Below are 25174 nucleotides of genomic sequence, written 5' to 3'. Positions count from 1 at the left end.
TTTTTTTATTGTTAGTGCCCGGGAGATGTTATGCATCAACAAGACTATTTCGGGTGAATAGTCCTCTGGTTCTTTGTGATACAATAACCTTATGGCTTACTACATAAAGAGAAGGGAATTTTCATGAGAATATTATTTGTTGGAGACGTTGTCGGTTCTATGGGCCGGGAGATGATCACAGAATATTTGCCAAAGCTAAAGAAGAAGCATTCACCGGATTTTACGATCGTGAATGGTGAGAATGCTGCATCAGGCAGAGGGATTACAGAAAAAATATACAAACAATTTTTACAAGACGGGGCCAATATGGTGACCCTTGGAAATCATACATGGGATAATAAAGATATCTTCAATTTTATTGATTCTTCAAAGCAAATGGTCCGACCGGCCAATTTCCCCGAGGGAACCCCGGGAAGCGGTTTGGTGTTCAGAGAGGTATACGGGAAAGAGGTTGCGGTCATCAACGCTCAAGGAAGAACCTTTATGCCTCCTTTGGATGACCCTTTTAGGGCGCTGGATGATCTGGTTGATGAAGCGAGGAAAAGAACATCCATTATCTTTGTTGACTTTCATGCAGAAGCAACAAGCGAGAAACAGGCGGTTGGATGGTTTTTGGATGGCCGTGTGTCGGCAGTGGTTGGAACCCATACGCATGTACAGACGGCAGACAACCGCATATTGCCAAGTGGGACAGCCTTCATGTGTGATGTAGGTATGACCGGACCATACGATGAAGTATTGGGAATGAGCAAGGATTCCGTCTTAAAGAGATTCCAAACCAGCTTACCCGTCCGTTTTGAAGTACCAAAAACGGGTCGTAAGATCTTAAGTGCATGTTTAATCGATATTGATAAAAAAACAGGTAAAGCCAAAAAAATTGAGCGTATTCTCATAAACGAGGACCATCCATTTATAACAGAATATTAATGTTTTCCTTCCTTTTTCAGTGTTCCCGGAATGATTTGTCCATTTCCCGAATATAGTATCAGTGGAATCATTTATACCAAGTTTGTTCTTTACCACGGACATACGGTATGGGGGAAATGACAAGGAGGAAAAGGAATGGAAATATTAAAAGTTTCAGCAAAATCTAATCCTAATTCTGTAGCTGGTGCACTCGCCGGTGTTCTTCGTGAAAGAGGGGGAGCCGAAATCCAGGCAATCGGAGCAGGGGCTTTAAATCAAGCAGTTAAAGCCGTTGCCATTGCAAGGGGCTTTGTGGCACCCAGTGGTTTAGATTTAATATGCATCCCGGCATTTACGGATATTCTGATTGATGGAGAAGAACGTACGGCGATAAAGTTGATCGTAGAACCAAGATAACTGACCATAGGCTGTCCATTAAAGGTGATCCTTTAATGGACAGCCTTTATACTATTGAATTATGCTCATACAAGTAAACGGCTGAAAGGAAGAATTAGCATGATATTTGACGCACACTGTGACGTTTTGTTGAAGCTATACTTAGAACCCGGCAGTGGAGCTTTTCAATCTGTAAATGCCTTGCATATTACATACCCACAACTTTTGCAGGGGAACAGTAAGATTCAATTGTTTGCCATCTATATCCCATCAGAGCTTAAGCCCGGACAACGGTTTCAAGCAGCGATTGAGATGGTGAACTCGTTTTACAATCAGGTTCTTAAGCCGAATCCAAAGCTGAAACTAGTGACCTCGAAAAAAGAGGTAGAACGGCTCTCGGAAGATGAAATAGGAGCATTGCTTACACTCGAAGGTGCTGAAGCGATTGAGGAGGATCTCACGAAGCTTGAAATCCTTTACAGAATGGGAGTCCGCTCAGTCGGTCTGACATGGAATTGGGCAAACGCTGCAGCAGATGGTGCCCTTGAACCAAGGGGAGGCGGGTTAACCAACTTTGGTCATGAAATGGTTGCGTTCTTAAACGGGAAAAGCATGTGGACAGATGTTTCACATCTGTGTGAAAATGCATTCTGGGATGTGATGGAAACGGCTGATTATCCAATAGCTTCCCATTCCAATGCCTACTCCATTTGTCCTAATCCACGTAACTTAAAGAATGACCAAATCAAGGCGCTCATTAAAAAGAACAGCGTGATGGGAATCACCTTTGTCCCGCCGTTTCTAAACAGAAAAGGGTCAGCGGAAATTTCCGATGTCATCCGCCATATCGAACATGTATGCAGTTTGGGAGGGGAGGACCATATCGGATTCGGTTCAGATTTCGACGGCATAGATGAAACCGTAAAGGGACTGTCTACATATATTCAATATGATAACCTGATTAACTCCCTGCAAAGATACTATAGTGATAAGCAAGTGAAAAAGTTCTTATTTCAAAACTTTTATGACAGGTTACCAGTTTGATCACCAAACGGGCCCCTATAGGTTTGCCGATAGTGGCATTATGAGTTTCAAAATAAGTGAAACGCACTTACAATCTCTTCAATTCAGTAGTGATTTAAAAGGAAAAGTGATAAACTGATAGAGTGAATGAAAAGATAATGCTGCAACCGTAATAGATGAATGATCTTGATGAAGAAATGATGCTTTCTTAAATAGGCGTTGCAAATATAGATTGAAGGGGTGTAATAAATGAAGGAACAGCTTTCATGGAAAGTTGGTGGCCAGCAGGGTGAAGGGATTGAGAGTACAGGTGAGATTTTTTCCATGGCCCTCAATCGTCTGGGGTACTTCTTATATGGTTACCGCCATTTCTCCTCTCGTATTAAAGGAGGACATACCAATAATAAAATTCGGGTCAGCACCACGCAAGTTCGTGCGATTGCGGATGATTTGGACATATTGGTCGCATTCGACCAGGAAACGATTGATGTGAATTATAAGGAATTACATAGCGATGGTGTAATCATAGCGGATGCAAAGTTCAAGCCGGAGAAACCGGAAGATACGGCAGCCTCCCTATACATTGTGCCTTTCACTGAATTAGCCACAGAGCTTGGGACTTCCCTTATGAAGAATATGGTGGCAGTAGGTGCGACATGTGCCGTTCTGAACCTTGATCCAGGGGTATTCAAGGAAGTGGTAGAAGAGATTTTTGGCCGTAAAGGTGAAACAGTAGTGGAAAAGAACATGGAAGCGATCAATCAGGGGTATCAAACGATGAAAGCAGAGCTTGGTGACAAAGTCGGTTCCCTCCAGCTGAAAGAAGCAGACGGAAACAAGCGCATGTTCATGATCGGAAATGATGCCATTGCACTTGGTGCTTTGGCAGGCGGCGTTCGTCTAATGGCTGCTTACCCGATCACTCCGGCTTCTGAAATCATGGAGTATCTCATTAAGAAACTGCCAATGGTAGGCGGGACCGTCATTCAGACAGAGGATGAGATTGCAGCGGCCACTATGGCGATCGGGGCGAACTATGGCGGCATTCGTTCGTTCACTGCTTCAGCAGGACCCGGTCTTTCACTCATGATGGAAGCAATTGGACTATCCGGGATGACCGAACAGCCTCTTGTAGTAGTGGATACACAGCGCGGGGGACCGTCGACGGGTCTGCCGACGAAACAGGAACAGTCCGACCTGATGGCGATGATTTACGGTACACATGGAGAGATTCCTAAGATCGTCCTCGCACCAAGTACCGTTCAGGAAGCATTCTACGATACAGTGGAGGCTTTTAACCTGGCGGAAGAATATCAATGTCCGGTCATCATACTTTCCGACCTCCAGCTTTCATTGGGGAAACAAACGGTAGAGCCCCTTGATTACAGCAAGGTGGAAATACGAAGAGGAAAGCTTGCTGCAAACGAAACTGAATTGGAAGAATTAGAACCCAAGAAGTATTACAAGCGCTTTGAAGTAACGGAAGATGGCGTATCCCCCCGCGTCATTCCTGGAATGAAAAACGGGATTCACCATGTAACGGGTGTAGAACATGACGAAACCGGGAAACCATCTGAATCTCCTGTGAATAGACAGGCACAGATGGATAAACGTATGCGTAAACTTGGGGAAATCAAATTCCAGAATCCGGTTCACACCCATGCACCTCATGAAGAGGCAGACTTATTATTAGTCGGATTTAACTCTACACGTGGAGTGATTGAAGAAGCGATGAGCCGCTTGGAATCAGATGGTGTAAAGGTGAATCATGCCCATGTCCGTTTGATCCATCCTTTCCCGTCAGCGGAACTGGACCCTTTGATGCAATCATCGAAGAAAGTGGTCGTTGTGGAGAATAACGCTACCGGTCAATTAGCCAATATTATCAAAATGAATGTAGGGTACGGGAATAAAATCGTTAAAATGACCAAGTATGATGGAACACCATACTTGCCAAATGAAATTCATTCAAGATGTAAGGAGTTGAACTAATCCATGGCTACCTTCAAAGATTTCAGAAATAATGTTAAACCAAATTGGTGTCCAGGGTGCGGTGACTTCTCCGTACAAGCAGCGATTCAACGGGCATCGGCCAATGTGGGTCTGGATCCTGAACAGTTAGCGGTCGTTTCAGGGATCGGATGTTCCGGTCGTATTTCCGGATATATTAACTCCTATGGTTTCCATGGGATTCATGGTCGCTCCCTGCCGATTGCTCAAGGTTTGAAAATGGCAAATAAAGACTTGACGGTCATCGCTTCAGGAGGCGATGGCGATGGGTTCGCCATCGGTCTTGGACATACGATCCACGCGATCCGCCGAAATGTCGATGTAACCTATATCGTCATGGATAATCAGATTTATGGGTTGACGAAGGGACAGACGTCTCCAAGATCGTCCGCAGGTTTTAAAACAAAGTCTACGCCTGAGGGATCAATCGAGCCGGCGCTTGCTCCTATGGAAATGGCGTTAACAGCAGGTGCAACCTTTGTAGCACAAAGCTTCTCATCTGACTTGAAAGAGCTTACAGCATTAATTGAAGCGGGACTAAATCATAAAGGTTTCTCCCTGATCAATGTGTTCAGTCCTTGTGTAACATATAATAAGATCAATACTTATGATTGGTTCAAGGAAAACCTTACAAAGCTTTCTGATGTAGAAGGTTATGACCCATCTAATCGGGAACAGGCAATGAATACCCTGATGGAGAAAGATGGCCTGGTTACGGGATTGATTTATCAGAATAAAGAGCAACCCTCCTATCAGGAACTTGTCGCGGGTTACTCAGAGGATCCCCTAAGCACACATGATTTAAAATTGGATAAAAGCAAATTCGATGAATTGGTGAAAGAATTTATGTAATCCTGATTTGGGGAACATTAAGAAAGAATGCTGAATGACAAAAAAACCACGGGCCCTGATTTGCCTGTGGTTTTTTTGCCATTCAGCTGATTAAGTGATTCAATATCTTTTTAACGTCTTTTTGTATCTCGATCATTAAATCGTTTAATGTCTGTATATGTTCTTCTAATTTTCTTGTCTCTATATTTTTAACTCACTGCTTGTAAAGTTGAATGATTTTAGTATTGTCATCACCCTTACTCTTACTCAAAGGGGCGTTTCTAAAGCAACAAAATCGATTATACGTTTGGTTTTTCGGTCTTTGTCAGTCACCAATAGTCATCATATTTCAACAACTAAAGATTCTTATTATGTTTACTCATCCATTATGAAAAAGGTTCTTTCTTACTGAAATCTTCGCCAGGGGCGAAAGTGCATTTGGAGGAAAATTCAGATATTTACCTGAGCGTTGCCTGATCTATTGTAGTTATGGAGCAAAACCTTTATACTATTATAATGTGCAAGAATGTATATCCCAATCATCCTGCCTTTTTATAATAGAAGAAAACGGTTTGGATATGGGGGTAGAAAGGGGATATTTCATGAACGAAGAACAGCGAAAACATGGACAACAATCGAAGCCTGGATCTCCAGCGGACCAAAAATCCGAAAAGGATTTCAGCAAGTACTTTGAAAGTGTCTATATCCCGCCGTCTTTAAAAGATGCAAAGAAGCGTGGGAAAGAAGAAATTCAATATCATAATGACTTTACAATCGATGATCAATATAGAGGACTCGGAGAAGGGAAGAAATTTTATATCCGTACCTATGGTTGTCAAATGAATGAACATGATACAGAAGTGATGGCAGGGATTTTCATGGCACTGGGCTATGAAGCGACGAATTCGACAGATGATGCGGATGTCATCCTTTTAAATACTTGTGCCATCCGTGAAAATGCTGAGAATAAAGTGTTCGGGGAATTAGGGCATTTGAAACATTTAAAACGGGAAAAGCCTGAGCTGCTGATTGGGGTATGCGGATGCATGTCCCAGGAAGAATCGGTTGTCAATAAGATTCTGAAAACCTATCAACAGGTGGACATGATCTTTGGAACCCATAATATACACCGTCTTCCTAAGATTCTTTCAGATGCGTATATGTCCAAGGCAATGGTCGTAGAGGTATGGTCGAAAGAGGGGGACGTCATTGAGAACCTCCCGAAGGTCCGCCGTGGGAACATCAAGGCATGGGTCAACATCATGTACGGCTGTGATAAGTTCTGTACATACTGTATCGTACCGTACACACGCGGAAAAGAAAGAAGCCGCCGTCCTGAGGAGATCATTCAGGAAGTCCGTCACCTGGCTGCACAAGGATATCAAGAAATCACTCTCCTTGGTCAAAACGTGAATGCCTACGGGAAAGATATCGAAGACCTCGAATACGGTCTCGGAGACCTGATGGAAGACCTCCGTAAAGTGGATATTCCACGTATCCGCTTTACAACGAGTCACCCACGGGATTTCGATGATCATTTAATCGAGGTGCTTGCCAAGAAAGGAAATCTCGTTGAGCATATTCATTTACCGGTTCAATCCGGTTCGACAGATGTTCTGAAGATCATGGCGCGTAAGTATAGCCGTGAACAATTCCTTGAATTAGTTCGTAAAATTAAAGAAGCCATGCCGGACGTGGCCCTGACAACGGACATCATCGTGGGTTATCCGAATGAAACCAATGAACAATTTGAAGAAACCCTTTCCTTATACAGGGAAGTAGGCTTTGAGTCCGCGTACACATACATTTATTCACCAAGGGAAGGCACCCCGGCAGCCAAGATGAATGACAATGTACCGATGGAAGTGAAAAAAGAACGTCTGCAGCGATTGAATGCAGTTGTGAAAGAATATTCTGCTCACGCGATGAAGCAATACACCGGACAAGTCGTTGAAGTACTGGTGGATGGGGAAAGTAAGAAGAATCCGGACATTCTTGCGGGCTATACAAGACGCAGTAAGCTTGTAAACTTCAAAGCCCCTAAAACAGCCATCGGAAAGATTGTAAAAGTCAAGATCACAGATGCCAAGTCCTGGTCATTGGATGGAGAAATGATTGAAGAAGGCAGGATCGGAACAGAATTTCAGGAAGCGGTAGAGGTGAAATAATATGGCAAAGTATACAAAAGACGATATAATGAAGCGTGCAGAGGAACTTGCAACCATGATTGCGGAAACAGAAGAAGTGGATTTCTTCAAGCGTGCCGAAGCACAGATCCATGAAAATCAAAAGGTCCGTGAAATGATCGCGAGTATCAAGAGCTTACAAAAACAAGCCGTAAACTTCCAACATTATGGGAAGATCGAAGCGCTGAAAATGGTTGAAGCGAAAATAGACAACCTTGAAAAAGAAATCGATGAAATTCCGGTTGTACAACAATTCAAGGAATCTCAAACGGATGTAAATGATTTACTGCAAATCGTTGCGTCGGTTATCTCAAACAATGTGACCGATCACATCATTGAAACCACCGGGGGAGACTTACTCCGCGGTGAAACGGGATCACATGTGAAAAACTCAACGCCTGGAAGCTGTTCTTAACTCCAGGGATGTATAAAATGACAAAAAACGATCTTTGCTAAAAAGGGATATCCCCTTTCCAGCAAAGGTCGTTTTTTTGTGTGTTTTAGCATTTTTTCTATGCTGCCAAGTCGTGCATTCCGGAACCTTCAATGGGTATTCGCATACAATACATTATCTCGCAACAATCCCATCATGTAATTAAATTTACTCGCACAAACACCTAGATAGTCGCATAAGATGAATTGAAAATGAATGAGGAGGTTCGCTCGAATGGCAGAATATAGAGAGATTATTACTAAAGCGGTCGTAGCGAAGGGACGTAAATTTACACAGTCTCATCATACGATTTGCCCGCCGCATAATCCATCGAGCATTTTAGGCTGCTGGATCATTAATCATCAGTATGAAGCACACAAAGTAGGCAAGAAGGTTGAAGTTCACGGTTCATACGAAATTAACGTATGGTACTCCCACAGTGACAACACAAAGACATCTGTTGTAACTGAAAGAGTAGAGTATACAGATTGCATCAAGTTGAAATACCGTGACCCTGATTGCCTGGACGACATTGAAGTATGTGCCCGAGTACTGCAACAGCCGAATTGCTGCGAAGCGGTCATTTCACCAAACGGTAACAAAATCATCGTTCATGTCGAACGTGAATTCCTAGTGGAAGTTATCGGAGAAACGAAAGTGTGTGTCCTTGTAAATCCGGAAGGTTGTGACGATGAAGACTGGGATTGCGACTTGGATGATGAAGAGTTTGAAGAGTTAGATCCAGACTTCTTAGAAGGCGACGAAGAATAAAATAGACTAGGAAGACGGCCTCTTCCTAGTTTTTTCTTCTTAGCACGTAAGCAGTCGGAAATTGGATAATAACCAACGGGCATCTGTGCAGATGCTCTTTTTTTATGAAAATGAAACTACTTTAGACAGGTCTTCGCTTAGAGGATAAGCAGTAAACTGATGACAGCGCATGTGATAGAAGCGATCAATCCCGTCAGGAGAGGTTTGATCCCTAGACGGATGATATCTCTTCCTTTTACTTGTAGACCCACAGCCGTCATCACCATGATGATCATGAACTTGGACGAACTCTTAAGGTATGACTCAATGGTCAATGGAATCAATCCAAACGTATGAAGCAGAGAAACGGCAAGGAACAAAAATATGAACCAAGGAAAGGCCTTCTTATAATGAGATCCCCCTGTACTTTTCTTTCTTAAGATAAACGGGAGGATAAACATCACAGGAATCAGGAATAATGTTCTGGCAAGCTTCACCGTCGTCGCAACTTCTCCTGCTTCGTCTCCATATGCGTAACCCACGGCAACCGCAGAAGAAGTATCATGTACGGCTGTACCCGCCCAGATCCCAAACGATAAATCAGACAAGTGGAGAAAGTGTCCGATTATGGGATACATAACAAATGCAATTAAATTAAAGAAGACTATTGTAGATAATGCATAAGCCGTTTCGTCTTCTTTAGCACCGACGATCCCTTTAACGGCTGAGATCGCTGTGGCTCCACATATGCTGGTTCCGATACCGATCAATAAGCTCAATCTCTTATCGATACGGAGCCATTTTCCGACAAAATATGTGACTGCAATGCCGATGGAGACAGAGAAAAATATCACCCATAGAGCTCTTTGACCGATATGAAGGATATCATAAAGGCTCAATCCCACACCCAGAAAAACGATGGCCACTTTCAATAGAACCTTCAAAGTAAACTGTATTCCCGGATCGAAAGCTTTCGGGAGTTTCATTGTGTTTTGAAGGATCGCCCCGATCAATATCGCAAATAACAAGCTGCCGATCAGTGGAAAAAGGGTGCCCAACCCTCTAGATAGTAAACTGATTAATAGGATGATGAAGAGGCCCCAGGCTTCACTGGGAAGAAAGGAGCCTATGTGTTTGTCATGCTGCAAAATTCATTAGCTCCTTTATTAAAAATCGACCATGTATAAGTATAGTACATTCTCCCCAATGACGTGAACCAAAATGCACTACTCTATGTATTGTATGTTAAAATAGAAAAGATATAGAAAATATAGACCCAGTAATGAAAGGATTTTTTACATGAAAAAGATTTTGGTCCTGGCAGAAAAACCTTCTGTCGGTAGAGATATTGCCAGAGTACTTCACTGTACGAAAAATGGAAATGGATACTTGGAAGGAAACGATTATATCGTCACCTGGGCTCTCGGACACCTGGTGACCCTTGCAGAGCCTGAAAGCTACGACGATCGATATAAATCCTGGAAGCTCGAGGATCTTCCCATGCTGCCACCGTCCCTTAATCTTGTCATTATCAAGAAAACCGGGAAACAGTTCAGCACAGTCAAAGCCCAAATGAACCGCCCGGATGTAAAAGAAATCGTCATCGCCACCGATGCAGGCCGTGAAGGTGAGCTGGTTGCCCGCTGGATTATCGAGAAAGCGCGTGTGAACAAGCCGCTGAAACGATTATGGATTTCATCTGTAACCGACAAAGCCATTAAAGACGGATTCCAGAGACTTAAAGATGCAAAGAACTATGAAAATCTTTATGCTGCAGCACAGGCAAGATCCGAAGCTGATTGGTACGTGGGGATGAATGCAACAAGAGCCTTGACAACCAAGCACAATGCCCAATTATCATGCGGACGAGTTCAAACACCAACACTGAGCATCATTGCCCAACGGGAGGAAGAAATAAAGAATTTCACCCCGCAATCCTATTACGGGATACAGGCTGTGACGGATAGGGGAACATTTATATGGTCCAACGGGAAAAGTAATGATACGAAAACGTTCTCGAAAGAAGAAATCACCCATGTCTTGGAATCATTAAAAGGCAGGAAGGAAATCGTCATCCAATCAGTGAAGAAAGCACTGAAGAAAACCTACGCTCCTTCCCTGTATGATTTGACAGAATTGCAAAGGGATGCACATAAAATCTTTGGTTTCTCTGCAAAAGATACGCTTTCGATCATGCAGAAATTATACGAGCAGCATAAATTGATCACATATCCCAGGACCGATAGTAAACATCTGTCAAGCGATATGGTATCAACCCTTATGGACAGATTGAAGGCGGTGAATGTTCAACCTTACCGTAAGATGGCCCACAGTGCATTGCAGGGTTCGATGCAGCTGTCAAAGGCATACGTGGATGATCAGAAGGTGACCGATCACCATGCGATAATCCCAACAGAGGAAACTCCTTCCCTTCAGCGATTACAGGACAGGGAAAGAAAAATGTATGATTTAATCGTTAAGCGTTTCCTGGCCGTCTTCTTTCCTCCCTATCAGTACGAGCAAACGACTGTAGCAGCATCAATCGGCACAGTGTCATTTCAGACAAAAGGGAAAAGGATAGTAGACGCCGGATGGAAAGAAGTGTACGATTTTGATTCTGAGAAAGATCAGCTTCTATCGAAAATGGAGGAAGGGACCTCGTATGCTGTTCTTTCTATTAAAGAAACGGAAGGGCAAACAAATCCTCCGGGCAGGTTTAATGAGGGCACGCTATTATCCGCCATGGAGAATCCCAAAAAGTTCATGAAAGCCAGCAATAAAGACTTACTGGCCACGATAGATGAGGCAGGGGGACTGGGTACCGTTGCGACGAGGGCCGATATCATAGAAAAGCTCTTCAATTCCGGTGTTATAGAACCAAGAGGGAAAGACATCCACATTACTTCCAAAGGGAAGCAACTATTGGATCTCGCCCCTTCCGAACTCAGGTCCCCTACTTTGACCGCAGAGTGGGAACAGAAGCTTGAAAAAATCGCCGATGGATCCCTTAAGAAACAGGAATTCCTGAAAGAAATTAAAGATTACACCAAAAAGTCCGTCAGTGAAATCAAGAATTCCACCAAGAAATTCTCCCATGATAACCTGACTGGTACGAAATGCCCGGACTGTGGGAACTTAATGCTGGAAATCAAAAATAAACATGGAAAGAAACTGGTATGCCAAGACCGGGAATGTGGTCATCGGAAACATATCAGTAAGAAAACGAATGCCCGCTGTCCGAATTGCCACAAACGTCTGGATCTAAGAGGAGAAGGAGACGGCCAGATGTTCACCTGTGTATGTGGACATAGAGAAAAGCTATCAACCTTCAACGATCGGAAAAAGAAAGAAAAGAACAGCAAAGCAACCAAACGGGATGTAAATAAATACTTGAAAACACAGCAAAAAGAAGAGCCTGTCAATACTGCATTGGCTGATGCTTTAGCTAAATTAAAACTGGATCAGTAGTGATTCATAGGGATGACTGCCTATTTTGGCAATCATCCCTATCTTTTGTCAGGTTTAATTGATAGAATATTTGTAATTATGTAAAAAAGAGGTGGATTCATGACGACGACTACAATTCAAGAGTTTTTTGAGGCAATCGAAAGAGGCGATAAAGCGAAAGTGGAGCAAACGTTGAGAAATGATACTAATCTTTGTAATGCAGATAATGAGCATGGTTTGACGGCATTAGGAGTGGCGGCGCATTTCGACCATATGGAAATTGTCGAGCTCTTGCTTAATTTCGGAGCCGATATCAATTCCGTTTCCAATTCTAAAGTATCTTATATTCCTTCAAACACTGCTTTGCATGCTGGAATTGCCGGGAAAGCTTCGAAAGAATTGGTGGAGTTTCTGCTGAACCAGGGGGCGAATGTAAATCAACACGATTCATCCGGACATACACCATTACATATTGCTGCTTTTGATGGAAGTGCAGAGATCGTAACGATGCTTCTTGCTTATGGAGAAGATCCATGCATGCAGTCAGAAAAGACGCAATCGCCATTGGAGATTGCCACTGAAAGAAATAATCAAGATTTTTTGAAGGCCCATGAGGAATTTAGTAGAAGGAAGTTATGACAGTTTTTGGAGGTGAGGCGCATTCCTGCATGGGGATGCGTTTTTGATTATATTATAAAAATTTTTCAACATAATGTATGCGCATTCATTATTGATATAATCGTTCTTTATGAAAAGAACTGGCGTCCTTTTATTCTGAAAAAATAATATTTTTAGAAAATTCTGTTGTTTTTTGTCGTTTTCCGTATTAGAATAAACGGTAATTTCAATTGGTGAAGGGAGGACATCGTGATGCTCACATTTCTTGCATCCATCTGTATTCTGGTAGTTGGCTATTTCATTTATTCAAAGGTGGTAGAAAAGATTTTCGGTGTTGATGATTCCAATTTGACACCGGCATTTTCAAAACAAGACGGCTTGGATTATATGCCTATGAGCTGGTGGAAAGCAAGCCTGGTTCAACTATTGAACATTGCGGGGTTAGGTCCGATCTTCGGTGCCATTCTGGGGGCTTTGTATGGTCCTGTAGCCTTTATATGGATCGTTGTCGGCACATTGTTCGCAGGGGCTGTACATGATTATTTCTCCGGGATGCTTTCTCTTAGACATAATGGGGCTCAGTTTCCTTTCATTGTAGGGAAATATTTAGGGAAGTCTGCTCAATCTCTCATGAACGTTCTATCAATCGTATTGATGATTCTAGTAGCGGCTGCCTTCACTTCAGGCCCCGCCCAACTTATGGCAGAAGTGACACCGCTTAATTTTATGACATGCCTGGTCCTTATTTTTACATATTTTCTGATTGCAACAGTATTACCGATTAACAAGATCATCGGTAAGATTTATCCAATCTTCGGAGCAATCTTAATTTTTATGGCGGTTGCAATCGGAATCGGTTTATTCTTCTTTGAACATCCGGTACCGAATTTAACATTCAAAAACCTGCATCCTGCAGAGCTGCCTTTATGGCCCCTTTTAATGGTTACCGTTTCCTGTGGTGCAATTTCCGGATTCCATTCCACACAAAGCCCGATCTTGGCAAGGACGCTTAAAAGGGAGAGCGAAGGGCGCAAAGTATTTTATGGGGCCATGGTTGCAGAAGGAATCATCGCTTTGATCTGGGCTGCTGCAGGGATGGCATTCTTCAATGGGACAGGTGGACTCCAAGAAGCATTGGCTTCGGGAGGACCGGCAGGAGTAGTCAATGAAATAAGTAAAACGACCTTAGGGACGCTCGGTGGGGTGCTGGCCATCCTTGGTGTCATCATCCTGCCAGTAACGACAGGGGATACTGCACTCAGGTCCTCCCGAATGATGCTTGCTGATTTATTAACTGATTTAACAAAGAAAGATGTTGAAGGAAAGTGGTTGCCGGTACTCTTGGTTGTGCCTGTAGCAGTACCTACATTCCTATTGACTCAAATCGATTATACCTTTCTTTGGAGATATGTCGGCTGGTCGAATCAAGTAGTTGCGACAGTCATGTTATGGACGGCTGCTATTTATTTATTACAAAAAGCAAAGTTTCACTGGATATGCAGTCTGCCAGCTTTATTTATGACAGGAGTGGTAAGCTCATACATTTTTTATGCTCCAGAAGGATTTGGACTTTCCTATTCCATTTCAATGGTGCTCGGTTCAATCATATGGTTGGCTGTATTGACTTGGTTTATTATACAAGTAATAAAATATAGACCAGTAAGGCAGAAATCCTTGAACATGAGATCTGTAAATTCATAGCTTCGGCAAAAAGCAGCCTTTTCTAAAGATTAGGCTGTTTTTTATGAGTGGAATGTCTCTGCCAGGAATACTGTGGATTAAGGGGAAAACACGGGAGAAAAGAATATTGTCGAATAAAAACTGAATATTTTTACTATTTAATTAAATTATTCTACAATTTTTGCAACGTGAGTATGGTACTTTATGAGTAACGGACAAGAAGACGCTTTTAAAAGAAAGATATACATAATGACAAATGGTGAAGATCGTTCATGTTACAAAATGGTTAATGCAATAAGGATAGGGACCGGTTAAAATAAAGTGAAAATAGTAAAAATTCAGAAATTAATACAGTTTGAAATCTAGTAAGTGCAAGTTCATGAAGCAAAAAAATAATGAAAGCGCTTACTATTTTTATATAATCTAACCGTATTGGGGGAAATGGAATGTCGGATTTAGTAACGATTGGGCTGATTCAGGCTTCTCATGATGTGGATGGAAGTGAGGCGGTTGAAACCCATAAGGAGCAGGCAATTAAAAAGCATGTGGCTTTGGTGAGAGATGCAGCGAAAAAAGGTGCTCAAATCATATGCCTGCAGGAAATTTTCTATGGTCCCTACTTTTGCTCCGAACAAAATCCCAAATGGTATGACTCTGCAGAAGAAATCCCAAATGGACCTACTACAAGACAATTTCAGGATTTAGCCAAAGAACTCAGTGTCGTTATCGTTCTGCCAATATATGAACGGGAAGGCATTGCCACTTATTATAATACGGCAGCTGTCATCGATGCAGATGGATCGTACCTCGGTAAATACAGGAAGCAGCATATTCCCCATGTGGGAGTCGGGGAAGAAGGATACGGATTCTGGGAGAAATATTATTTCAAACCAGGAAACCTGGGGTACCCGGTGTTTGACACGGCTTACGCTAAAGTAGGGGTCTATATATGTTATGACAGACATTTTCCTGAAGGAGCACGTCTACTTGGGTTGAAGGGTGCGGAAATCGTGTTCAATCCATCTGCTACCGTAGCGGGGCTTTCAGAATATTTATGGAAACTTGAACAGCCTGCTCATGCAGTGGCAAATGGATACTATTTAGGAGCCATCAATCGAGTGGGATATGAAGGACCCTGGAATATGGGTGAATTTTACGGCCAATCGTATCTGGTCGATCCAAGAGGTAGCTTTGTTTCAGTTGGAAGCAGGGACCAGGATGAGGTGGTCATAGGGGAGATGAATAAAAAATTATTAAGGGAAGTACGGGATACATGGCAGTTCTACCGTGACCGCAGACCGGAAACCTATAATGATATGACGGCTTTATTACCTTAATATCATGCAATATTCCATAGTTAGAACCTAATGAGGTTTATATCTCTATGAAATGAAGAGGGGGAAGTCAGTATGTCCAGTACACCTTCGTTACTCAATCTCGAGAAGAATTTTCTTGAAGCTCATGAGGGCTTATCAAGCAGAGAGGCAGTGGAAGAAGCGAATCGTTGTTTGTATTGCTACGATGCGCCTTGTATTCAAGCCTGTCCCACTAGTATCGATATACCCTCATTTATCAAAAAAATCGCTTCCGGGAACTTAAAGGGATCCGCAAAGACAATCATGTCTGCCAATCCTGTTGGGGCCAGCTGCTCCAGGGTCTGTCCGACAGAGGAGCTATGTGAAGGGGCTTGTGTATTGAACCATTCCACAAAGCCGATCATGATTGGCGACTTACAAAGGTATGCAACAGACTGGGCAAGGCATAATGAAACGGTTTTATTCGAAGCAGGAGAAGCAAATGGGAAGTCTGTGGGGATCATCGGAGGGGGACCAGCCGGGCTTTCTGCTGCAAGAGAGCTTGCTCGCTTTGGATACGCAGTCACCATATATGAGGCCGAAAAAGAAGCAGGTGGGTTGAATACCTATGGTATCGTTTCCTTCCGTCTTCCTCAAAGTATATCCTACTGGGAAGTGGAGCAAGTAAAGAAATTGAATGTTGATATCCGGACGAATATAAAGGTAGGTCAAGATATATCCGCTGATGATATTACCTCAAGACATGACTTTGTCATTCTTGCTGCCGGAATGTCCGCAATCCCAGATCTGAAAATTCAAGGCGAAGACCTGCATGGTGTGCATGATGCAATCGAATTTGTGAAGGAAACCAAAAGTGGCACCTTAAGTCACAACTATGTGGGTAAAAAAGTGGTCGTGATTGGGGCAGGGAACACCGCCATTGATGGAGCCACTTGTTCAGTGCGGTTAGGAGCGGAGAATGTAAAAATCCTATATCGACGAACAAAAGCTGAAATGACAGCTTATGATTTTGAATATGAATTTGCCAAGCAGGATGGAGTAGAATTCCGCTGGCTGACGGCCCCTCAAAGAATTATTGGAAATGAAGAAGGTAAAGTTATCGGGATCGAGTGCATCAAAATGGAGCTCGGGGAAGCAGGAAGGGATGGAAGAAGGAGACCTATTCCTGTTAATGGCTCTGAATTCACTTTAGCTGTTGACGCCGTCATCAAAGCGATCGGCCAGACCCGGCATCTGAATTTGATTGAACAATTCGGATTGGAACACTCAGATGGTGTTGTGCGTGTTGACCGTAAAACCCTCCAAACTTCAAATCCAAGGATTTTTGCCTGTGGGGATATTGTGTTCGGAAAAGGTGTAGGAGAGGCTATGGTCGTTACGGCAGCTGAACAAGGAAAACAGGCAGCCTATCATTTACATGAGAAATGTTCATCTGTTGAAGTGAATTAAGAATGTATTGGAGGGGGGATTTTCATGGCAAACTTAAACATCGATTTAGCTGGAATCAAATCACCAAATCCATTTTGGCTGGCATCTGCACCACCAACAAATTCGGGTTATCAAGTTCAGAGGGCTTTCGAGGCCGGTTGGGGAGGAGCAGTCTGGAAGACACTAGGAGAGCCGATCATAAACGTTTCCTCACGCTTCGCAGCTGTTAGCTTTAATGGGCAAAGGGTAGCGGGATTCAATAATATCGAACTGATTACCGACCGACCACTTGAAGTGAATCTGAAAGAAATTTATGAGACGAAGAAGAGGTTTCCTGGGCACGCCATCATTGCATCTTTAATGGTCGAACCGAAACAGGAGAAGTGGCATGAAATTGTAAAGAAGGTAGAAGATGTTGGGGTTGACGGATTAGAACTTAATTTCGGATGCCCCCACGGGATGGCTGAACGGGGAATGGGATCTGCATCCGGTCAAGTACCGGAGCTTGTAGAGAAACAAACCCATTGGGCCAAGGAAGTGGCAAAGACCCCTGTCATTGTAAAGCTGACCCCTAATATTACGGATATAACCGTTACAGCTGAGGCTGCTGTGCGGGGGGGAGCGGACGCAGTAAGCATGATCAACACGATCAATAGCCTTGCCGGAGTTGATCTTGATTCCTGGAATACCATCCCTCACGTTGCTGGAAAAGGCGCACACGGAGGATATTGTGGTCCTGCGGTGAAACCAATCTCCCTGAACATGGTTGCAGAGTGTGCAAGGAACCCGAGAATCAACGTCCCGATTTCGGGAATGGGTGGAGTGTCAAACTGGCAGGATGCGGTCGAATTCATGTTAATGGGTGCATCGGGAGTACAGGTGTGTACGGCTGCCATGCATCATGGTTTCAGGATCGTGGAGGATATGCTCGATGGTTTGAATAATTATCTTGATGAAAAAGGGATATCATCCGTGCAGGAAATCGTCGGAAAATCCGTCCCTAGATTTTCCGATTGGGGTAACCTTGACCTTAACTATAGTGTTGTAGCCAAGATCAATAATGATGTTTGCATCAATTGTAATAAGTGCCACATTGCATGTGAAGACACGTCTCATCAATGTATCGATATGCTCAAGGATCCAAACGGGAATAGCATACTGAAAGTAAGGGAAGAGGATTGTGTCGGGTGTAATTTATGCTCGATTGTCTGCCCGGTTGATGGTGCCATCGAAATGATAGAAGTTCCGAGTGGCCAAATGCCGATGACTTGGAATGATCGTCAGGCTGTGATGAGTAACCTATCAGGATCCAAAATGGATGCAGTGAAATAAATCAGGAGGTATTGAAATGGATAAAATCATTCAAAATGGAACAATCGTAACAGCAACAGATACGTATAAAGCTGATGTCCTCATTCAGGACGGAAAGATTGCAGCAATCGGCAAAGGATTTGAAACAGACAAGGCAGAAGTGATTGATGCCAGCGGAAAATATATCTTCCCCGGTGGGGTTGATCCACATACCCATCTTGAGATGCCGTTCGGAGGGACGGTTTCAAAGGATGACTTTGAGAGTGGGACGATTGCGGCTGCATTCGGAGGGACGACCACGTTGATTGATTTTTGTTTAACGAATAAGGGAGAACCACTTCAAAATGCCATAGATACTTGGCATGCCAAATCAAAAGATAAAGCTGTCATCGATTATAGCTTCCATTTGATGATCGGGGAGATCAATCAAGACGTCCTCTCTCAACTTCCGGAAGTCATGGATCAAGAAGGAATCACATCTTTCAAAGTATTCATGGCTTATAAACATGTATTCCAGGCAGACGACGAGACGCTATTCAGAACATTGGTTGCTGCAAGGGAACTGGGGGCCCTCGTCATGGTACATGCTGAAAACGGCGATGTCATTGAGTACTTAACCGAAAAAGCTTTACAAGAAGGCAAAACCGAACCCATCTACCATGCACTGACCAGACCTCCTGAATTGGAAGGTGAAGCCACAGGCCGTGCAGCTAAATTAACGGGTCTTGCTGATTCCCAATTATATGTGGTTCATGTCTCCTGCTCTGAAGCAGTGGAGCAGATAGCAGCTGCAAGAAGCAAAGGATTGAATGTATGGGGAGAAACGTGCCCGCAGTATCTGGTCCTTGATCAAACCTATTTAGAGCGCCCGAACTTTGAAGGGGCCAAATACGTTTGGTCGCCTCCACTAAGGGAGAAATGGCACCAGGATGTTCTGTGGAATGCCTTGAAAAGCGGTCAGCTTCAAACATTGGGCTCTGATCAATGCTCATTTGATTTCCAAGGGCAGAAGGATCTTGGGAAAGAAGATTTCACTAAAATTCCGAATGGCGGACCGATTATTGAGGACCGTGTATCCATATTATTCTCAGAGGGAGTTGAGACAGGGCGTATAAGCTTGAACCAGTTTGTTGATATCATGTCGACAAGAAGCGCCAAGTTATTTGGTCTGTATCCACAGAAGGGGACAGTTGCCGTAGGTTCTGATGCCGATATTGTCATCTTTGATCCAGATGCCGAAAGAGTCATTTCTGCAGAGACCCATCATATGGCCGCTGATTATAACCCATTTGAAGGCATGAAGGTGAAGGGAGAACCGATTTCTGTTTTATCAAGAGGTAATTATGTCATCAAAGATAAACAGTTCGTAGGGAAAATGGGTTCTGGAAACTACGTGAAGAGAGCGAAATACGGTAAGCTTCTTTCAAATGAAGAGAGTGAGGCACTGCAATCCTCCAAGTCCTGATCATACTTTCCTTAAATCATCCACCTTACATGTAGAACTACTCCTGTGAGCTGATTGGAGGGATGGCCAATTCCTCCATCAGCTTGCCACTCTTGAACAAAGATTGGTTTTGCCATTCGAAGCAAACGAAAATGGGGTGTTCATGTTGAAAAGTAATTATCTAAAGTCTCCTGATCTATTACCTATTAAAGAAAGTGAAAGAAAAATTACGAAGCTTGGTTATTCATTTATGTGGGTAGGGATGGTTGTCGTACTTGCCACCTTCGCCATCGGTGGGGCAGGGGTCGTATCTTTGCCTTTACCACTCGTCGTTCTTGCCACGATCATCGGTTCTCTTGCCATCGGTTTCTTTATTACCTTAACCGGTGATATTGGGATCGAGCACGGAGTATCATTCCCCGTATACATGAGGGCACCATTCGGAACGATAGGAACCCATATCCCTTCTATTGTTCGGGGACTCGCGGCTTCTATGTGGTTTGGAATAAACACCTATTTCGGAGCGACAGCGATGAATGGAATTCTTAATATTTTATCTGGTTTTGATAATTGGTTTGTCTGTTTCCTGATCTTTGCAGTTCTTCAATTAGTGAACACGGCCCTTGGAATTAAAGCGGTAGAACGTTTTGCAGACCTTGCGGCTCCAGTCATCATTTTGATTTCGGTTTGGATGTATTCATCTTTATCTGAGTCTGCTGCCAGTCAGGGAAGAGATATTTGGAGCTGGGTGGAGAGTCCGGTAACGGGGGCAGCCACTATTACGGCATTTCTGGTTGTGATCTTTAGTAATATGGGATTTTGGGCAACACTTTCAGCTGATATCCCTTCCATATCCCGCTTTATGAAAGCTCCAAGTAATGAGCGGAACTGGTTTAAGAGAAATCGGAGTTCATTGATTGGTAACCTTGTAGCCCTTCCGATCACTCAAGCATTTATGGTATTGATAGGTGGGATTTCTTATATCGCCGTTTTAAATTATGATCCGGTGGTTGCCCTCCAGGAAGCAGCAGGCGGGTTTGTTTTAGGGATACTCCTGCTTATGATCGTCCTGGCACAGTGGTCCACGAATATTGCTGCGAATATTGTTCCTGCAGCCACTATCTTTTCCAATGTAGGAGGTCCGAAATTCCCTTTCTGGGCAGGTGTCTTAACTGCCGGTATTATAGGGACGATCGTACAGCCATGGAATTTGTTCGGTGTAATCATCCCGGTACTATTGTTTGTAGGGGGGATTTTATCTGCGATTGTCGGAATTTTAATATCAGATTACTACTTTATTCGAAAACGAAGGGTCAATGTGCCTGATTTATACGAAGATAGAGGACAGTTCAGCTATATGAATGGAGTCAACCTTGCAGGGTTTATTGCATGGATACTTGGAGCGGTTGCTTCCTATTTCGTCCCCAATTTTTCGTTTTTAGTGGGATTTGGTGTCGGTGCCCTCTGTTATTACGTATTAGCGAAATTCTGGTGGTTCAAAAAGTATGAGCAGGCAGAGCTTTCAGATCCGAGTGATGAGAAATATCTGGGACTGTCTGTAGGCCGGGATTGGGTCATTGAAGAGGAGCATGAACCCGTCATCGAAAAATCCCCGACTGGCACAAGTTTTTCTAATTAGAAATACAACCTCCATAAATGATAATGAAAGGGTGTCGGGATGTCTGATTATCAAGAGTTCTTAAGTGAAAGGGATAAGATTGATTTTCTTTTGCAAAAAGGATTCAAAATTGAGAAAGTCACTGAAAATCTCAGTGGTGCGTTCGTCGTGTTTAAGCATACTCAAAACAATCGAAGTGCCACTTTGCATGTGAAAACGGCCAATGCACGGAAGTATTTTTCAAGTCTCTTATTTCATGCACAATAAGAATAAAAGGGGGCCTTTGATGAGTGACTTACTTTTAGATTCTGGTAATGAATGGTCACCGCGCACTCAAAATATGCAGACGACGGATGAATTCATACACTGGCTGTTAACCGTCTTGTCTTCAGAACACCTGACTGAAGAAGATTTAGTGAAATGGTGGAGTGAAGAGATACAGTTTGCAATCCCCCATATTGAAGAAAAGTGAAGGATTGGTTCTGCCAATCCTTTTTCTCCATTTACTGAGAAAGGAGAAGAGGATGAAGAGTCATTACTATTTTTCAGTGGAAGATATTCTGGGAAGAAAAAACTTTGAACATGCCAAAGTGATTGCTGGACAAAAGGGCCTCTCTAGACAAGTCAAATGGGTCCATGTAGTGGAAGTCACTTCGATAAAGAACCTGCTTAACGGAAATGAGTTGATCCTTTCAACAGGGCTTGCCCTCCAGGAAGAAGGGAATTTCCTCTCTCTTATACATCAGCTGGTAGAGTGTGAGGCAGCTGCGATTTGTATCGAGCTGGATACGAATATCTCAACCATTCCATCATCTGTATTGAAATGTGCCGACGCATTCAATTTCCCCATCATTGTTTTTGAAAGAGAAGTCCCTTTTGTCAGTATCACGCAGGATATACATGCAGTCATGATCAATCAGCAATATGAGATGATTAAGAAACTTGATTCATATGCTCAAAGGTTGAACAAAATGCTGCTTTCTATCAATCATTGTAGAGATATTCTTCAAGTGTTACATAAAGAGTTGGATGTGGCTGTCCTTTTTCAGTTGAAAGAGCAAGATGTAGAGGTTCACCCACATATGTGTTCATCTGAAGAAGAGATCCTCCTTCAGAAATACTATAGGCACAAAAAGGCACATGATCATCACTTTGCTTCGACGAAGGTGATCCTTTTTGACCAGGAATATGCCGAGCTTTTCATGTACAGGTTCAATCATCCTTTTAGTGAATATGAGCTGTTAGTCTTGGACCGGACGTCAACGGCACTCGCTCAATACCTAATGAGGGAATTGTATTTTCATGAACAAAAACGACTGGAAGAATCGAAATGGATCATGTCATGGTTAAAAGGGGATCAATCATATGAGAGACTTGCCGCGTTTATGGATGAGCAGAAAGGTGCCGTTCATGGTGGAGTTGTATGTGTCTTTCAGACTCGTAGCTTGGAAGAGAAAGAGACATTAGATTTAACCTTTTTCAATCTGGTGACAAAAAGTATTTTTGAACAATTCGGCTTCCAAGTCGTACCTGAAAGAATGGGGAAAGATTTAATCTTTATACTCTTAGATACCCGGAGATCCGGCGATTGGAAGTCCAGATTGACCAATGCGTATGAAAAGATTCTTAAAGCAGGTTTCTTTACATCTTCTTCCGATGCAGTATTTGCTACTGGTAAATATCAATTGGAATTGATGGATATTCATAAAAGTTATGAAACGGCTAAAGAGACACTTAAGTTCCGTTCGAAAATGGCTGGAAGGGAACATTTTTATTTCTTTGATGACCTTCATTTGTACAGGTTGATATCAATCGTAAATGAGAATGTGAATCTATGGGAAATGATAGAGGAGTACCTTGCCCCCTTACTCCATTATGACCGGGAGAATGATGGGAATTTAATGAAGACCCTTAAAGTTTTCCTGTCATGTCAGGGGTCCAAACAAGAAACCTCAAAAAGGTTATTTATTGTAAGACAAACGCTTTACCATCGACTTAAGAAAATAGAAGATCTCCTTGGCGGGGATTTCATGTCTTCGGATAAACGGGTGACAATTGAATTTCTGCTTGCTGCTCATGAGTACTTGCAGCCACATAGCTTTACGGGAAAAATGAAGATAAATTCAGTGGATCGGTAGAGTTTCAATTGAATAAAGAGTGAAAGTGTCCTATGAAAGGGCATGGTTATTTTACACAATGTCTAATGAAAGCCCTGCCAATTTCTTTCATAATGAAAGTATCGAGCATACAGAAAGTTCTGCAATTCTTTGAAGACATTTATTACAAAGAGTATAAAGGAGGAACTGAATATGACTGTAATAAAAAAGGATGTAGCTGTATTAAAGAATTATATTGGCGGTAAATGGGTGGATTCCCTCAGCTCACAAACATTGGAGGTCCTGAACCCTGCCACGAATGAAGAGATTGCCAGAGTGCCAATCTCAACGAAAGAAGATGTAGCGATGGCAGTGAAAGCCGCCAAGGATGCTTCACGAACTTGGAAGAAGACACCTGTGCCAAAACGAGCCCGCATTCTTTATAAATATCACGCCCTGCTTTCAGATCATCACGATGAGTTGGCTAAACTTGTGGTACAAGAAAATGGGAAAGCCTTCAAAGAAGCTTATGGAGAAGTACAGCGTGGGTTGGAATGTGTGGAATTTGCTTGCGGAGCACCTACTTTAATGATGGGTGAGACGCTCAGCGGGATTGCGGAAGATATTGACTCGGAAATGTTTCGTTATCCCCTGGGAGTTGTAGGGGGGATTACCCCGTTCAACTTCCCTATGATGGTCCCATTATGGATGTTCCCACTTGCCATTGCATGTGGAAATACCTTCGTGTTGAAGCCGTCTGAAAGAACTCCGATTCTCGCCAACAGGCTGGCAGAATTATTGACAGAGGCGGGTATGCCGGATGGGGTCTTAAATGTTGTGCATGGGGCCCATGATGTTGTCAATGGCTTACTGGAGAATAAGGACATCGCTGCTATATCCTTTGTGGGATCGCAGCCTGTAGCGAAGTACGTATACCAACAAGCCGCTTCACAAGGGAAGAGGGTGCAGGCACTTTCCGGAGCAAAGAATCATCACATTGTCATGCCCGATGCGGATTTGAATAAAGCCGCAGAGCATATCATCAGCTCAGCATTCGGAAGTGCAGGTCAGAGGTGCATGGCATGCAGTGCGGTTGTCGTGGTAGGGGACAATGAAAAGTTCGTGCAGGCTTTGAGTAAAAAAGCAGATGAATTATGCATTGGAAATGGAATGGATGAGGAAGTATTGCTTACTCCGGTCATTCGAAAAGAAAATCGTGAAAAAACCCTTGGATATATTGATAAAGGGATAAATGAAGGGGCGTCCCTTATAAGAGACGGCCGAAAAGAAATGGAGGATTTCAAGGAGGGGAATTTCTTAGGTGCAACGATCTTCGACCATGTGACACCGGAAATGACGATTGCAAAGGAAGAAATGTTTGCCCCGATCCTCAGTTTATTGAGGGCAGATGATTTAGATCAGGGGCTGGAATACATCCGTCAGTCAAGGTATGGAAATGGTGCAACGATATATACGAAAGACGCAGGTGCCATACGTCAGTTCAGGGAGGAAGCAGACGCAGGGATGCTTGGTATCAATGTGGGGGTACCTGCTACAATGGCATTCTTCCCGTTTTCGGGGTGGAAGGATTCTTTCTATGGAGATATGCATGTAAACGGTAAAGACGGAGTAAATTTCTATACTAGGAAGAAAATGATCACTTCCCGGTTCGATTTTTAAA

Annotated in this window: 21 protein-coding genes; 20 read left to right on the top strand and 1 reads right to left on the bottom strand. The window is 43.1% G+C overall.

The window, feature by feature from the left end; translation table 11 throughout:
- Window positions 1-123: 123 nt before the first annotated feature.
- The 8 genes from JI667_RS04425 to JI667_RS04390 all read left to right on the top strand — a co-directional run bounded on the left by JI667_RS04425 (window position 124) and on the right by JI667_RS04390 (window position 8556).
- Window positions 124-927, top strand: a complete 804-nt coding sequence (locus JI667_RS04425; RefSeq protein WP_206850878.1) for a TIGR00282 family metallophosphoesterase — start codon at window positions 124-126, stop codon at window positions 925-927.
- Window positions 928-1062: 135 nt separating this feature from the next.
- The gene (spoVS, locus tag JI667_RS04420) at window positions 1063-1323 is read left to right on the top strand and encodes a stage V sporulation protein SpoVS (RefSeq protein ID WP_034760060.1); all 261 of its coding nucleotides are present in this window, start codon (window positions 1063-1065) and stop codon (window positions 1321-1323) included.
- A gap of 99 nt (window positions 1324-1422) precedes the next feature.
- Window positions 1423-2346 (top strand): dipeptidase, encoded by a 924-nt coding sequence (locus JI667_RS04415; RefSeq protein WP_206850877.1) that lies wholly within the window; start codon window positions 1423-1425, stop codon window positions 2344-2346.
- Window positions 2347-2574: 228 nt separating this feature from the next.
- Window positions 2575-4317, top strand: a complete 1743-nt coding sequence (locus JI667_RS04410) for a 2-oxoacid:acceptor oxidoreductase subunit alpha (protein WP_206850876.1) — start codon at window positions 2575-2577, stop codon at window positions 4315-4317.
- Between the two features lie 3 nt (window positions 4318-4320).
- Window positions 4321-5187, top strand: a complete 867-nt coding sequence (locus JI667_RS04405) for a 2-oxoacid:ferredoxin oxidoreductase subunit beta (RefSeq protein WP_206850875.1) — start codon at window positions 4321-4323, stop codon at window positions 5185-5187.
- Window positions 5188-5768: 581 nt separating this feature from the next.
- A complete protein-coding gene (miaB, locus tag JI667_RS04400; RefSeq protein ID WP_206850874.1) occupies window positions 5769-7334 on the top strand; it encodes a tRNA (N6-isopentenyl adenosine(37)-C2)-methylthiotransferase MiaB in 1566 nt (521 codons plus the stop codon).
- Between the two features lies 1 nt (window position 7335).
- The gene (locus JI667_RS04395) at window positions 7336-7767 is read left to right on the top strand and encodes a RicAFT regulatory complex protein RicA family protein (protein WP_206850873.1); all 432 of its coding nucleotides are present in this window, start codon (window positions 7336-7338) and stop codon (window positions 7765-7767) included.
- A 252-nt stretch (window positions 7768-8019) separates the two neighbouring features.
- Window positions 8020-8556, top strand: coding sequence for an outer spore coat protein CotE (locus tag JI667_RS04390; RefSeq protein ID WP_060673296.1), 537 nt, complete (start codon window positions 8020-8022; stop codon window positions 8554-8556).
- Window positions 8557-8693: 137 nt separating this feature from the next.
- Here the strand turns inward: JI667_RS04390 and JI667_RS04385 are convergent, their stop codons facing one another.
- Window positions 8694-9683, bottom strand: coding sequence for a YeiH family protein (locus JI667_RS04385; protein ID WP_206850872.1), 990 nt, complete (start codon window positions 9681-9683; stop codon window positions 8694-8696).
- A 151-nt stretch (window positions 9684-9834) separates the two neighbouring features.
- Between JI667_RS04385 and JI667_RS04380 the strand changes: the two genes are divergently transcribed.
- The 12 genes from JI667_RS04380 to JI667_RS04325 all read left to right on the top strand — a co-directional run bounded on the left by JI667_RS04380 (window position 9835) and on the right by JI667_RS04325 (window position 25173).
- Complete coding sequence (locus JI667_RS04380; RefSeq protein ID WP_206850871.1) at window positions 9835-12003, top strand: DNA topoisomerase III; 2169 nt, start codon at window positions 9835-9837, stop codon at window positions 12001-12003.
- Window positions 12004-12102: 99 nt separating this feature from the next.
- Window positions 12103-12621 (top strand): ankyrin repeat domain-containing protein, encoded by a 519-nt coding sequence (locus JI667_RS04375; RefSeq protein ID WP_206850870.1) that lies wholly within the window; start codon window positions 12103-12105, stop codon window positions 12619-12621.
- A gap of 231 nt (window positions 12622-12852) precedes the next feature.
- Complete coding sequence (locus JI667_RS04370) at window positions 12853-14301, top strand: carbon starvation CstA family protein (protein WP_206850869.1); 1449 nt, start codon at window positions 12853-12855, stop codon at window positions 14299-14301.
- 425 nt (window positions 14302-14726) lie between these two features.
- Window positions 14727-15617, top strand: a complete 891-nt coding sequence (locus JI667_RS04365) for a nitrilase-related carbon-nitrogen hydrolase (RefSeq protein WP_206850868.1) — start codon at window positions 14727-14729, stop codon at window positions 15615-15617.
- Between the two features lie 72 nt (window positions 15618-15689).
- Window positions 15690-17045: an NAD(P)-dependent oxidoreductase gene (locus JI667_RS04360; protein WP_206850867.1), complete on the top strand. Its 1356-nt coding sequence runs from the start codon at window positions 15690-15692 to the stop codon at window positions 17043-17045.
- A 24-nt stretch (window positions 17046-17069) separates the two neighbouring features.
- Window positions 17070-18356, top strand: a complete 1287-nt coding sequence (gene preA, locus JI667_RS04355) for an NAD-dependent dihydropyrimidine dehydrogenase subunit PreA (RefSeq protein WP_206850866.1) — start codon at window positions 17070-17072, stop codon at window positions 18354-18356.
- Between the two features lie 16 nt (window positions 18357-18372).
- The gene (gene hydA, locus JI667_RS04350) at window positions 18373-19800 is read left to right on the top strand and encodes a dihydropyrimidinase (protein ID WP_206850865.1); all 1428 of its coding nucleotides are present in this window, start codon (window positions 18373-18375) and stop codon (window positions 19798-19800) included.
- Between the two features lie 145 nt (window positions 19801-19945).
- Window positions 19946-21418 (top strand): NCS1 family transporter, encoded by a 1473-nt coding sequence (locus tag JI667_RS04345; protein WP_206851159.1) that lies wholly within the window; start codon window positions 19946-19948, stop codon window positions 21416-21418.
- 39 nt (window positions 21419-21457) lie between these two features.
- Window positions 21458-21664: a hypothetical protein gene (locus JI667_RS04340; RefSeq protein ID WP_206850864.1), complete on the top strand. Its 207-nt coding sequence runs from the start codon at window positions 21458-21460 to the stop codon at window positions 21662-21664.
- A gap of 19 nt (window positions 21665-21683) precedes the next feature.
- Window positions 21684-21869, top strand: coding sequence for a hypothetical protein (locus JI667_RS04335; RefSeq protein ID WP_206850863.1), 186 nt, complete (start codon window positions 21684-21686; stop codon window positions 21867-21869).
- 52 nt (window positions 21870-21921) lie between these two features.
- Window positions 21922-23535, top strand: coding sequence for a PucR family transcriptional regulator (locus JI667_RS04330; protein WP_206850862.1), 1614 nt, complete (start codon window positions 21922-21924; stop codon window positions 23533-23535).
- A gap of 171 nt (window positions 23536-23706) precedes the next feature.
- Complete coding sequence (locus JI667_RS04325) at window positions 23707-25173, top strand: CoA-acylating methylmalonate-semialdehyde dehydrogenase (RefSeq protein ID WP_206850861.1); 1467 nt, start codon at window positions 23707-23709, stop codon at window positions 25171-25173.
- The last annotated feature ends 1 nt before the right edge of the window (window position 25174 follow it).

This window comes from Bacillus sp. NTK074B (assembly GCF_017303375.1).
In the GTDB taxonomy this organism is placed as follows: Bacteria; Bacillota; Bacilli; order Bacillales; family Bacillaceae_B; genus Rossellomorea.
The sequence above is the reverse complement of the archived record's forward strand: the minus strand, read 5'-3'. Positions and strand labels throughout refer to the sequence as shown.